We start from the raw sequence: 14006 nt of genomic DNA, 5'->3' as shown, positions 1-14006 counted from the left end.
TTTGCAAAACTGATTTTGTTTTGCAATAGCCACTTTTTTTATGATGGCATAAAAGATGTCCTGCCGTTATTTGAGGTTTTTAGTATTAATTCTGCTATGTCCCTGGCGGATTTTTTCATGCCACTTTTAAGCCACATCTGAATGACACCCACAGCACCGGAGGCTAGAAAGTAAAACAAATACTCCGCATCATCTTTATTTACTGAGTTGCTTCCCAGTATAGGAAGAAAATGCTGTTGTCCTATAATATTAATGAATTCTTGCTGAAATTTTATATCTCCGTTTAGATTAAGCAAAAGGTCAAAAAGTTCTGAATTTTCTGCAATATATTCAAGAATTCTCTCAATTATTTTAATATCAATAAGATTAGTTTCTTCGAAATTATATTCATTTAAGTATAAATTAATATCATCAATAATTTCATTTTCAATTTGTTGAAGTAAATCATACTGATCTGTATAATGTGCGTAAAAAGTAGCGCGGTTAATATCTGCATCTTCGCAGATTTCTTTAACTGTGATTTTTGATATGGGCTTTTCTTTTAAAAACTTAACAAGGCTGTCTTTAATCACCATCTTTGTATATTTTACACGCCTGTCCGCTATTTTTTGTTTCCATACCGGCCTCCCACTAACCAAAAAATAATTTGTTGTTTTCTAAACATTTTTTTAATATTTGTCGGGTAACTTACATTTATCAAAATTCTGATTGTTGTATTAGTTTCACACTGTAAATATAATATATTCAAGTTGGATTGTCAACACAGTGTTTAATAAATCGGAGGCAGTAAATGGCGCTTATAAAGTTTGAAAATATTAAGAAGGAATATGCAGTAGGTGATATTAAAATTACGGCGGTTGATGGTTGTACTTTTTCAATAGAAAAAGGTGAGCTGGTGGTCATACTAGGGCCGTCAGGAGCAGGAAAAACAACAGTTCTGAATCTTCTTGGAGGTATGGATAGTCCAAGTGGGGGAAAAATCATAGTTGACGGTAAGGAAATACACAAATACAACAAAAAAAAGCTGGTAAGTTACAGGAGAAGAGATATAGGCTTTGTATTTCAGTTTTATAATCTTGTAGGGAACCTCACTGCACTTGAAAATGTTGAACTTGCCTGTCAGATATGCCCGGATTCCCTTGACCCTAAAAATGTCTTGGAACAGGTGGGATTGTCTGAACGTATGGCGAGTTTTCCAACTCAACTATCCGGGGGAGAGCAGCAGAGAGTGGCTATAGCAAGGGCAATTGCCAAAAATCCTAAGTTGCTTTTGTGTGATGAACCAACGGGTGCGTTGGACAGCGTAACGGGACAGAGGATTATTGAGCTTTTGACAAAAAACTTGTAAGGAAATGGGTATGACTACAGTTTTAATTACTCACAATGCAGTCATTGCAGATATTGCAGATAAAATAATAAAAATAAAAAACGGCACGGTTGTGGATGTTATTAGAAACAAAAATCCTAAAAAAGCCGCAGAGATTGTGTGGTGATTAATTTGCTGTATAAAAACACTCTTAAAAAAATAAAGAAATCCTTTGGCAGGTATATATCCCTTTTTATTATAGTCATGATAGGTGTTGGTTTTTTTGCCGGAATACAAGCCACTACTCCTGATATTACAGGCATAGCGGATAAATATTATAAAGAAAATAATCTATTGGACTTTAAGGTAGTTAGTACATTAGGTTTGACTGACCAAGATGTTAATGCAATTAAGAAACTTAAAAATGTAAATGCAGTTATACCAAGCTATTCATTGGATGTTTTGGATACGGATAAAGCTATTAGGATTCACGCAATAGAAGATGGGGTTAATACCTTTAAGCTTGCGGACGGCAGAATGCCTCAAAAAGGTGACGAGTGCATTGCAGACAGTAAAACCTACAAAACAGGGGACATAATAAAAATTACAAGCGATACGGACAAAAAGCTGAAAAACAAGGAATTTACCGTTACAGGCACAGTACAATCGGTGCTGTATCTTGCCGAAGACTACGGAAACACCACTATAGGTGACGGAAAGCTGTCATCATTTATTTTTATAAACAAGGATAATTTTATTTTAGATGCATATACGGAAATATATCTTATTGCATCAGGCACCGGGAAAACAGCAGCATATTCTAAAGAGTATGATACTGAAGTCTCAAAGCTGAAAGACGAACTTTTGAAAATAAAATCAGACAGAGAAAATGCAAGATATCAGGAGATTTATACGAAAGCTGACAGTGAAATAAGAAAAAATGTAACAAAATTAAATGATGAAAAGGAAAAGGGCGAAAAGAAACTGGCAGATGCAAAAGCTACCCTTGATGAAAATGCCGGGAAACTGGAAAAAGGAAAAGCTGAACTTATTTCCAACGAGGCAAAACTGAAAAAAAATACCGAAAAGCAAAATGCAGAGTTTGCGTCTGCAAAAGAAAAAATATCGGCTGGCTGGAAGGATATAAATAATGCGCTTAATCAAAATAAAATAAAAAAAGAAGAAGTAGACACTAAAATCAATGAGCTGAATTCTGCCATTGGGGCCATGAATGCACAGCTAAGCCAGCTTCCCGTCGAAAGTCAGGAATATATCCGGCTAAATGCCACTATAAATCAATATTCCGAAATGCAAAAGGGCTTGCAAAAGTTAAAGGAATCAATAACTACATTAACCACTCAGGAAGCAAAGTTGGATAAAGGTATCAACACCTTTAACAGCGAAATTGCTAAAGCTAAAAGAAAAATAGAACAGGGTAAAATTGAGTTAACTGAGAATGAAAAGAAACTAAAGGACGGGTATGCAGAGTATAATAAAAATCTGGAAAAATTTAATAAGGAAATAACAGATGCTCAGGCAAAGATAACAGATGCAGAAAAAGACGTTTCTGATATAGAAAAACCCAAATGGCATATATTTGGAAGAGAGGCGGCTGGGGGTTACAGTGAATTAAAATCGGGTATCGACGTGGTTACTTCGGTTGCAGCACTTTTTCCATTCTTTTTCATACTTATTGTAATGTTGATGGCATCAAACTCAATGGTCAGGATGATAGAGGAAGAAAGAAGCGAGTTGGGTACGTTAACCTCACTGGGGTACAAAGATGGCAGTATAATATCAACATATCTGTTCTACGTACTGTCTGCTTCAGGACTTGGAGCAGTTGTAGGATTTTTCACAGGCTGCGGGATTATTCCTCCGTTGATTTACTCAACCTTCCGGTTTAATCTGCCGCCACTTGTTACTAAATACAGCATGGGAACATTTACGATAATTTTACTTATTACCTTTGCCCTTATGAGCATAGTAACGGTTATTTCATGTAACAAAGAGCTAAAGCAGAAGCCATCGGCATTAATGCGCCCGGCTTCCCCTAAAAACGGTAAAACAATTATTCTGGAAAGAATTAAACCTCTATGGGGCCGATTGTCCTTTACATGGAAGGTGACATTGAGGAATATGTTCAGGTATAAAAAAAGAGCCTTTATGACCATTGTAGGAGTGGCAGGGTGTACGGCCCTCCTCCTTGTAGGTTTTGGTCTGAGAGACAGCATGAATGGTGTAGCGGAAAAACAGTATGGTGAAATCTTCCGCTATGATAATATGTTTATTTTAAAAGATGAAATAAAAAATATACAAGGGGACTTGGAAAGCCTTTTAACAAGGGAGCAAATAAAAGAGCCACTTTTACTTAAACAGACTGCCTTAAAATGTGAAACAACGAACAAAACCCATGATGCTTTTTTAATAGTACCTGCTAATGAGGAGGATTTTTATAAATATTTTAATCTGAAAACTCCTTCTGACGGAAAACAGTTAACCCTTAATGACAGCGGAGTCCTTATTACACAAAAACTGTCTGATGTTTATAATTCCGGAAAAGGCGATACAATTACCGTAAAAGATGCTGAAAATAATTCTTATAAGTTGACTGTTAGTGGCGTGGCAGAAAACTATACAGCTGATTATATTTACATGAACAATCAAATGTATAATAAGATTTTTGGCAAAGCTGCATCTTATAACGCCATTGTGTCAAATCATAAAACAGATGAAACGTCTTTTGCAGAAAAGCTTATTGACAGCGGCTTAATTTTGAATGTGGTGTTTAATGGTGACTTGATAAAGAAGGTTCTTGACAGTAACGAAAGCCTGAACAGTATTATCCTGTTGATTGTGGTAGTTGCCTCACTTTTAGCAATTATCGTTCTTTATAACCTGACATCCATCAATATAAGCGAGCGAACACGTGAAATTGCTACGCTAAAAGTACTGGGTTTTACCGATGAAGAAACAAACGGTTATATTTACCGTGAAGCCTTTATACTTACATTAATAAGTATCGGGGTGGGCTTGATATTGGGAATTTATATCCACGGTTTGGTAATTGATGTAATTGGAGAAAACTCAATGGTGTTGTTTAAGAAAATAAAATGGCTAAGCTTTGTATTGGCAGCGTTACTCACGGTGATATTCTCTGTGGTAATGCAAGTAGTAACTTATTTTAAATTACAGACAATTGATATGATAGAATCCCTGAAGTCAGTGGAATAGGAATAAAACAAAAAATGTGCCTCCTATCGCAGGAATAAATGCGGTAGGGGGTTTTTTCATCTGTCCTTCTTAATCCAGTTAAATTTTGCAAGTATGTAATATATTAAAATATTATAGTAATTGACACATTTCTTACATAAATATAAAATAATACATATTAATGGTAAATATATTATAAAATGTAAAAGGATATTTATGAGATACGGTTATTTTGATGATTGTAATAAGGAATATGTTATTACAAGACCCGATACACCTACTCCATGGTCAAATTATTTGGGATCAATGGAATACGGAGCTTTGATAACTAATAATGCAGCCGGCTACAGCTTCGTGAAATCCGGCTCCGATGGGCGAATTTTACGTTTTCGGTTCAACGCAGTTACACAGGATATGCCGGGTAGGTTTATTTATATAAAGGATCAGAATTCAGGAGATTACTGGTCTGCTTCATGGCAGCCGACAGGTAAGGACCTGAGTGACTATAAATCGGTTTGTCGGCACGGTACAGCTTACACGGTTATTTCTTCAGACTACGACAAAATTTCCTCCGAGACCCTTTACTACGTTCCTTTGAATCAAAACCATGAGGTCTGGCATTTTAAAATAAGGAACAATGATACAAAAAGACGGAAAATATCTGTTTTCAGCTATGCAGAATTTACAAGTGATAATAATTCCATTCTGGATATGGAGAATATCCAGTACACTCGGTACCTAAGCCGTACATATTTTAAGGACAACTACATACTACAGTCACTAAAAGAACTGACCGAGGAAAGGGTTTTTCGGTTCTTTGCCGCAAGCGGCGGAGTTAAGGTTTCAGGATATGATGGTTCAAGAGAAAAATTTGTAGGATCCTACGGGTCATACAGTAATCCTTTGGCACTGACTAACGGATACTGCAGCAATTCTTTGAATTATACCGGAAACTCCTGCGGCTCTCTTCAAATAGATTTGGATTTATTACCCGGTAGCGAGCAGGAAATCGTTTTTATTCTTGGGGAGGGTAATGAAGAGACGGCTGAAATGAAAGTAAAGCATTACAAGGGCGTAGGAGTGGTTGAAGAAGAACTGTCACAGTTAAAGGCTTACTGGCATGGTAAGCTGGAAGTATTTCAGGTAAAAACGCCTGATTCTGCCTTTAACAGCATGATGAATGTGTGGCACAGCTATGAATGCTTTGTAAATACCTTCTGGTCCAGGACAGCTTCCCTTATTTACTCAAGCCTGAGAAATGGCTTTGGTTACAGGGATACAATGGCAGATATTCAGAGTATTATGCATCTTGACAGTAAACTTGCTGGTGAAAGACTGGTTACAATGTTATCCGGGCAGGTATCAAACGGAGGAGCTCTTCCACTGGTCAGGTTTGACCATAAGCCCGGGATGGAACCGGTTCCGGGTTCTTCACAATATCAAGAAAAGACGGGCTATAAGGAATATCGCTGTGATGATGCACTTTGGCTGTTTCAGGCTGTTCCCCAGTACATAAAGGAAAGCGGTGAGCTTGATTTTGTCGACAAGATAATTCCATACTCTGACAAAGGCGAAGATACTGTTTACGGGCATCTAAAGAAGGCACTGGAGTTTAGCCTTGAGAGATTGGGTCGGCATAACCTGGTACTGGGCATTGATACAGACTGGAACGACTGTCTGAAGCTTGGAGAGAAGGGGGAATCTGTTTTTGCCTCCTTTCAGCTTTATCTGGGCTTATGTGAATTCAAAAAAATTGCACTGGGTAAGGGGAACCGTGAGGATGCTGATTGGGCGGAAAAGAACAGAGAAAAACTATATGACAGCCTACAGAAGTATTGCTGGGCGGACGACCAGTTTATAAGAGCCTTTACAGGAGACAATCAAGTAATTGGTTCATCTAAAAGTAAGGAAGCTGCTTTGTGGCTCAATCCACAAACATGGTCAGTCATTAGCGGTGTTGCGACACATGATCAGGCCCAAAAAGCATTAGACAAAGTACACGATACCCTAAAAACCGAATACGGTGCAATGCTTTTCTATCCAGCTACAAAGACGATTGGGCCGCCTATATTCCTTATGAGCTTGTATCCACCCGGAATAAAGGAAAATGCCAGTATATTTTTAATGGCGGAAGCATGGATTATTCAGGCAGAAGCTATGATGGGTAACGGAAACCGTGCATGGGATTATTATAACAGCACAAACCCTGCTGCACAAAACGACTCTGCTGATCTACGCCATACAGAGCCATATGTCTACAGTCAGTTTATTGATGGACTGGAAAGCCCGAACCACGGCAGATCTCACGGGCACTGGCTGACAGGTTCGGCTTCATCTATAATGACTGCCGTAGTTGAAGGGATTTTGGGGGTTAGAGCGGACTACAACGGATTAATTATTGATCCGTGCATTCCATCGGAGTGGAAAGAATTCAGTATGGTAAGGCATTTTAGAGGAAAGAAACTGAATATTATTGTACAGAATCCCGGTGGTGTAGAAAAAGGTGTAAAAAAAATCATTATCAACAGTAATACCATATTGAACAGCTGCCTTATCCCGCTAGATTATATGGAGGACATAAATGCTGTTCAGGTAATTATGGGTTGATATAAATAAGTAAGTAAAATGTATATCTAGTAATTCAATAAAATAAATATTTAAATCTAGGAGGTTATTATGATTAATTTACCGGCAGGATTTACATCCGAAGAGCAATATCAGTTTCCAAATATAATCAATGTTTGTATATTCAAGGGTGAATGTTCAGCAAACTGTGTTCACTGCCCTATCGGCATTACGGCAATTAGTGAAAGAAAAGAGAAGTTTGGAAGCGGGTCTATGAGCTTGGAGGTATTTAAGAAAATTGCAGATGAAGTAGCAGCGTATCCACACTGTACCTTGAGAATCCATTCTGTTGGAGAACCGCTTATGTGGGAAAATCTGACTGAAGCTGTTGAGTATGCCCATTCAAAGGGAATTATAACCTGGATATTTACAAATGCGGTTACAGCAGATAAGAAGCTGCTAGAAACAGTGGTTTCAAAGTGCAGTGTTGTGGAAGTTTCAGTTAATAGTATAGATTCAATGGACTATAAAGAAACAAAAGGTGTGGATGCTTTTGAGCTGGTTAAGGAAAATATAGAATATATGCATAAATACATCAAAGCTAATCAATTGAATACAAGGTTTTTATTAAGCCGTGTTGAAAGCGATGATAAGGAATACGATCAAAATTTCCTGTCATATTGGAAACAAACCGGTTATGCCGACGATATTTTTGTAAGGTCTTATCACTCATATAACAGTCTCATAGAAGATAAAATCAAGAATAACAAGGTCGTTGCATGCCATGTTCACTGGGGAAGGTTCAATGTTGATACCAACGGTGAGGCTGTAGTCTGTTTCAATGAGCTGTTTAAAGGTCCGGAAATGGACAGGACCCTGGTTCTTGGAGATTTGAAGAAACAGTCAATTCAGGAAATATGGAAGGGCGAAAAATTAGCAAAAATTCGTACCTCACAAATTGAAAATAAGCCTGAATTAGTTGATTTTACAAGTAACCTGCCCTGCGGCAACTGTACATATTGTCAGCCCCTTTTCTCTGATTCTGTAAAAAGTGAGAATCAGATAAATTATATTTTAAACAGTAGGAATAAATAATATGAAAACATATAAGATTCGTGAAGAAAAGGAAGGGGCTATGTTGTTTGATAGTTTGACCGGCTCTACATCTTACTTAACTGAATTGCAGTATCAGAGCATATTAAGGAATAACTCAGATGAATTCAGATATCTTTTTGCTGAAAACAATACTCCCTTGTTCTCCATATTCAAGTCGAAAAAAGACAGGGAATCCTTGCCTTCAGATTGCTTGTCGGCTCCTTCAAAGGTTTACTTTGAAATAACCAGACGCTGTAATCTTAAATGTGTATACTGCTACAACAACAGTCGGAAGGATTTCTCCAAGGAACTTGGAAAAGAGCAGATTTTCAGACTTATAGACGAACTGTATGAAGCGGGAACCTTCGAAATCAGGCTTACGGGTGGTGAACCCACACTTCATCCGGATTTTTTTGAAATAATCAAATATATAAAGGATAAGAACTTTTTTATTTCTTTAGGTACTAATGGTGTATGGAATGATGAGCTGATAGAAAGAATAGGTCAGTCTGGTATAAGAATCGTTATAATCAGTCTTGACGGAACCGAAGAATATAACGATCAGTCCAGGGGTAAAGGAACCTTCAAGTCAATAACCAACACCATAAAACAATTAAAAAAGTTCCGAAATATAACCTTGAAAATAAACAGTGTCATATGCAGGGAAAACATGGACCAGCTGGAGACAATTGTTGCTTTAGCAGACGAACTGGGGATTGCCGGAGTCAATCTTGCCCCTCTGCGGGTTTCTGGCAGGGCGGACGGTTCAGGATACGGCACACCGCTTTTACCTGCTGATATGTATTCTGTTGTTGCAAAAGTAACGGAACTTCGTAAGAAATGCAAGGTTAAAATACAAACCTATTATGATATTATTGAAGCTCCTGATTTATCTGACAAATTTCCATCCTCATTACTTAATAACAAAAGTTGTGCAGCAGGTATAGAAGTTGCCGCAATATCTCCCTTTGGAGAAGTTTACGGCTGTGTGGTCTCGCCTGCCAATGAGACAGAGGATACTCCCGCCAAGAGATTGTTTACTGCAGGTAATCTGTCAGAGGGTAATTTCATTGATATATGGATTGATTCTTCCCGCTGGAATGTGTACAGAAATCTAAGCATAAACAAAAGTTCAAAGTGTCTGGAGTGCAATCACTATTCAAAAAGATGTTTTGGAAATTGCGTGGTGGACTCATACAGTCAGGGAGGTAGTCCCAACGCTGAAAGTCCCCTTTGTTTTGTTGACATTATGAATAAAAAGACCTGTACATCAGAAAAGAACAAAATACATAAAATCGGAACAGCCATAATAATTGAAGACTCACAGGGAAAGCTCCTCCTTCATCACAGGGATTATAATCCAAAAATCAAGTACCCCGGAACATGGGTACTGTTTGGAGGCGGAAAGGAGCTTGGGGAGACTCCTGAACAAGCTATCAGGCGTGAGCTGATGGAAGAACTTAATCTGGATTTAACGGATTTCACATTTTACGACAATTACCATTATAACGACGAGGAAGAGGAGCATTTGCAATTTGTTTATTATATGAAAATGGATTTGGATATTTCAGGGGTTAACCTGAATGAGGGAGCAGGACTAGGTTATTTTAGCCGCGATGAGATACATAATTTACAGCTAGGATTTAATATCAGAGAGATAATTGAAGACTTTTTTTCTAGGCAGTCTTCAAAAGTACTATTCCATACAAATCCGTAAATATTTTCAAATGAGGAGGAGAAGTGAATTAATGAACAAAGAGGTTAGAACAGTATTAATAAATTTGCCTATACCATTTGTTGATGATGATGAACGTCAGCCACCGGGGGGACTTGTTTCAATTGCAACATATGTAAAGTCAAAGGGTTTTGACATAAAGGTATGTGATTTATCAGGGGTGCTGGAAGATAATTTAATCGATTATATTGAGGAAGCTGAGATTTATGGTATAGGGACCTATTCAGCTACCTATGACATAGCACAAAAGCTGCTGGTGGAATTAAGAAAAAAATACCCTAAGTCCATTGTAGTTGCGGGGGGGCCCCATGCAAGTGCATTGCCGGAACAGGTTGCAAAGGATTTTGATGTGGTTATCTGCGGTGAGGGCGAATATGTTTTTTATGACTTGATAAAAAAAGTACAAGAAGGAAAAATGCCTGATAGAATTATTGAGGCGGAGGTTATTAAAAACTTGGATGACCTTCCTTTTCCGGACTATGATTATTTTTGCAATATGAGCAAATATACAAGGAGAATAGACAATCTGCCTGTTATATGTCTCGATAGCTCCAGGGGCTGTAACTTTACATGCCGGTTTTGCAATTCCAATGTCAGCAAGCGTGGATACTGGAGGGCCAGAAGTCCCGAAAATGTTATAGAAGAAGTAAGGATGCATTATGATAAGGGTTGGCGGGCTTTCAGGTTTAATGATGATAATTTTTTAGCCGATCCTAAACGTGCAATGAAAATATGTCAATTGATTAAACCACTTAATATCAAGTGGAGGATTTTTGCCAGGGCGGAGTCCTTAAGCCTTGACATTTGCAGAACCCTGCTTGACTCAGGTTGTACACATATAAGTGTTGGAATTGAATCCCTGTCGACATCAATGCTGTCTAAAATGGGGAAGGCCACATCAATTGAACGGATTAAATGGGGTTTGAACAATGCATTTGAAGCAGGAATCAGGACCAGAGGTTTTTTCATAGTCGGATTTCCAGGCGAGTGCGATGAGACGATTTCCGAAACCATAAAATCTCTTGAAGGGCTGAAACTAGGTGAGGCTACAGTTTATCCATGTTTGCCGTACCCCGGTACGGATCTGTATTCAAGACCTGATTATTATGGTATAACATGGATTGATAAAGACTTCTCAAATTACATACAGGTGGGTAAGGAAAAACTAACAGGTTATGCAATCAGGACAAACACCTTCGGACCTGAAGATATGCGGAGATGGAGAGATATTTTGATGGATGCTCTAAAACAAAATAATATAAATTGGTGTGACGAAACTAAGGAAGTTGTATAAACATAATCCAACAAAAGAAATAATTCAAGAAATATACGCAATATTTACTTATTTTACCAATTGTGTTATAGTTGGTAAAGTAAATTACTTATACAGGAGAAGCTGATAATGTCCGAAATTCAAGTAAGATTACTTTCAAAGCAATTTTCATATTACGAAAAGCAGACAGGACTGGGAAACTCCGTAAAAAATCTTTTTCATAGAGAAAAACTATATAAGGATGCTGTAAAAGAGGTTTCCTTTGAAATTCAAGCAGGTGAAATGGTAGGATTTATAGGGTCAAACGGTGCAGGTAAAACAACTACCTTAAAAATGCTGTCAGGAATACTTTTTCCTACCAGCGGTGAAGCCAGAATATGCGGCTTTGTGCCGTGGCAACGAAAAGTGGAATTCAAAAGGAATATTTCAATTGTTATGGGTCAAAAGAACCAACTGTGGTGGGATCTTCCTGCCAGCGAATCTTTTTATCTGAATAAGTGTATTTATGAAATAGATACCAAGGCTTATTCACAGTTCCTAGAAGAACTTGCGGAGCTACTAGACGTAAAGCATTTGCTGAATATTCAGGTACGACGTCTTTCGCTTGGTGAGCGTATGAAGATGGAGCTGATTGCTGCTCTGATACATAAGCCCAGGGTACTGTTCCTTGATGAGCCGACTATTGGGTTGGATATTATGTCACAAAAGAAAATTCGTAGCTTTTTAAAATACTATAACGAACAGTATAAATCTACAATACTTCTCACAAGTCACTATATGAAGGATATTGAGGATCTTTGCAGACGCGCTGTTGTTATAAGTAAAGGAGCTGTGGTTTATGACGGTGAATTGGCCCGGATAAATGATGCATTCAGCGGAAAGAAGCTGGTTCGTCTGCAATTATCCCGGCAAGTGGAATTGCCTGTACTGGAAAGCTTTGGAGAAGTGCTTGAAACTGACGGCTATTCAGCTACTTTTGAGGTTTGCCGTCAAAATGCATTACAGTTGACAAAGAGTATACAGGATAAGCTCCCGGTTGAGGATTTTAATATTGTCGATGTCCCTGTTGAGGAAGGGATAGCAATGCTGCTTCAGAAAGGATAGAATTAATTAATGAGATCATCTAACAAATATCTGTTTTCATTTCAAATTGGAATGCAGAATGCAATGGAGTACCGTGCGAACTTTTTCTTAAGCATACTTGCTGCAATAGTTCCTATTTTCATACAAACCTTTCTGTGGATATCTGTCTATAAAAATTCCGGCAATTCAGTAGTCTTTGGATATTCTTTCGCTCAGATTATCCAATACACGGTTATAGCTCAGCTGGTATCCCGGTTTGTCAGAACTGATTTTGAAGCTGAAATAAATGATGATATAAAAAACGGAGGGCTGAACAAATTTATTGTTCGTCCAATAGGGTATTTTAGCCATAAGCTATGCTGCTTTTTGGGGCAAAAGGTTGTAAACCTTGTTGTAATGATAATTCTGTTCATTACTTCTATTTTAGTGCTGAAGTTTTCACTTGGTGTTGTCATTACAGGGCAGGCAATGGCTGCATTTACTATTTCTTTGATATTATCTCTGTGCCTTAATTTTTTAATTTTCTTTTGCGTAAGCACCCTTTGCTTCTGGCTGAATGAAATCGGCTTTATTTTTGAGGCAGTACGGATAATAATTATTACTTTAAGCGGGGGTATTTTTCCGCTTAGTATTTTTGGCTCGAAAGTGGTGTCAGTACTGGATTTGATGCCGTTTAAGTATACTATAAACTTTCCTGTTGATGTTTTAAATTCCCAAATTATGGGTTGGGGAATAGCAAGGGGCCTGTGTATACAGGTCGGGTGGATATTGTGCATTGCACTGCTGGCCAATATATTCTGGCTCATAGGGTCAAAGAAGTACATAGCGGTGGGGGGCTAAAGCTGAAATGGACAGAATTCTTAAAGTTATAAAAAAGCATATTATTGTATATTGGATTTTTGTAAAAAACAATATAATGGCACAGATGGAATACAGAGTTAATTTCTTTTCCGGAATAGCTATGGAAATCGGCTACCTCTTTGTAAAGCTTCTTTATGTTATAGTAATTTTCCGTTCAGGTGCCAATATAAACGGTTTTACTCCAAATCAGCTTTTGGTTTTTGCGGGGACATTTATAATTTTGACAGGCTTCCATGCGGGTCTGTTCATGGTCAATTTTATGAGTATGCGTACTTTAGTGAGGGAGGGAATGCTGGATTTTTACATGGTTAAACCTGTTTCAGTCCAGTTTATTGCAACCTTACGCCGCTCAGATATGGGTTTGTTTGTGACTGATGTTACAGCCGGTATTATTCTTGTAGCTTTGGGAGTAATCAGGATGAAGCTTTCCCTGACGATACTTCAGATTCTTGGCTACGCAATGTTTATTGCCTGCGGTGTTGCTATAGGGTATTCACTTTTTCTTATTCCTCAGATTTTAACCTTCTGGTTTATTAATACCAGTGCAATAGGTGAGACATTTAATTCCTTCTGGGATATAAATAATGTACCTATGGTAGTTTTTAACAAATGGTTCCAAAGAATCGGAATTTTTGTAATTCCTATCTTTGTGGTAACAAACTTTCCTGCTCTTTTTATTCTTGATAAAATGAGCCCGCTATATTTTGCATGGGGACTAATTGCTCCGGTTGTAGCTTTTGTATTGGTACGTCTCTTATGGAAGGTTGCAATCAGAAATTACTCAAGTGCAAGTAGCTAAGATATTTATAAATGGAGTGGATATTTACCGGGTCAACTTTTTTAAAAGTTGGGTCGGTATTTTTATACCTAATTAT

9 protein-coding genes and 1 pseudogene are annotated in these 14006 nt (G+C 37.8%); 9 read left to right on the top strand and 1 reads right to left on the bottom strand.

Annotated features, from left to right (window positions below):
- Positions 1-38 precede the first annotated feature (38 nt).
- The gene (locus L323_RS27745; protein WP_051153512.1) at positions 39-575 is read right to left on the bottom strand and encodes a TetR/AcrR family transcriptional regulator; all 537 of its coding nucleotides are present in this window, start codon (positions 573-575) and stop codon (positions 39-41) included.
- 215 nt (positions 576-790) lie between these two features.
- Here L323_RS27745 and L323_RS27740 point away from each other — a divergent pair.
- From L323_RS27740 to L323_RS27700, 9 genes and pseudogenes are all read left to right on the top strand, one after another.
- Positions 791-1493: pseudogene (locus tag L323_RS27740) on the top strand (ABC transporter ATP-binding protein).
- Positions 1487-4540, top strand: coding sequence for an ABC transporter permease (locus L323_RS27735; RefSeq protein ID WP_020814901.1), 3054 nt, complete (start codon positions 1487-1489; stop codon positions 4538-4540). The pseudogene L323_RS27740 and the gene L323_RS27735 overlap by 7 nt, the downstream one beginning before the upstream one ends.
- A 195-nt stretch (positions 4541-4735) precedes the next feature.
- Complete coding sequence (locus tag L323_RS27730; RefSeq protein ID WP_020814900.1) at positions 4736-7126, top strand: GH36-type glycosyl hydrolase domain-containing protein; 2391 nt, start codon at positions 4736-4738, stop codon at positions 7124-7126.
- A 69-nt stretch (positions 7127-7195) separates the two neighbouring features.
- A complete protein-coding gene (locus L323_RS27725; protein ID WP_020814899.1) occupies positions 7196-8179 on the top strand; it encodes a radical SAM protein in 984 nt (327 codons plus the stop codon).
- Position 8180: 1 nt separating this feature from the next.
- Positions 8181-9896, top strand: coding sequence for a radical SAM protein (locus L323_RS27720; RefSeq protein WP_020814898.1), 1716 nt, complete (start codon positions 8181-8183; stop codon positions 9894-9896).
- Positions 9897-9927: 31 nt separating this feature from the next.
- Entirely contained in the window at positions 9928-11208 is a 1281-nt protein-coding gene (locus L323_RS27715) for a B12-binding domain-containing radical SAM protein (protein ID WP_020814897.1), read from the top strand.
- Positions 11209-11316: 108 nt separating this feature from the next.
- The gene (locus tag L323_RS27710) at positions 11317-12291 is read left to right on the top strand and encodes an ABC transporter ATP-binding protein (protein ID WP_020814896.1); all 975 of its coding nucleotides are present in this window, start codon (positions 11317-11319) and stop codon (positions 12289-12291) included.
- 9 nt (positions 12292-12300) lie between these two features.
- Complete coding sequence (locus tag L323_RS27705) at positions 12301-13110, top strand: ABC transporter permease (RefSeq protein ID WP_020814895.1); 810 nt, start codon at positions 12301-12303, stop codon at positions 13108-13110.
- Between the two features lie 7 nt (positions 13111-13117).
- A complete protein-coding gene (locus L323_RS27700) occupies positions 13118-13930 on the top strand; it encodes an ABC transporter permease (protein WP_020814894.1) in 813 nt (270 codons plus the stop codon).
- Positions 13931-14006: the final 76 nt, after the last annotated feature.

The sequence above is a fragment of the Ruminiclostridium papyrosolvens C7 genome, assembly GCF_000421965.1.
GTDB classification, from domain to species: Bacteria; Bacillota; Clostridia; order Acetivibrionales; family DSM-1351; genus Ruminiclostridium; species Ruminiclostridium papyrosolvens_A.
The sequence above is the reverse complement of the archived record's forward strand: the minus strand, read 5'-3'. Positions and strand labels throughout refer to the sequence as shown.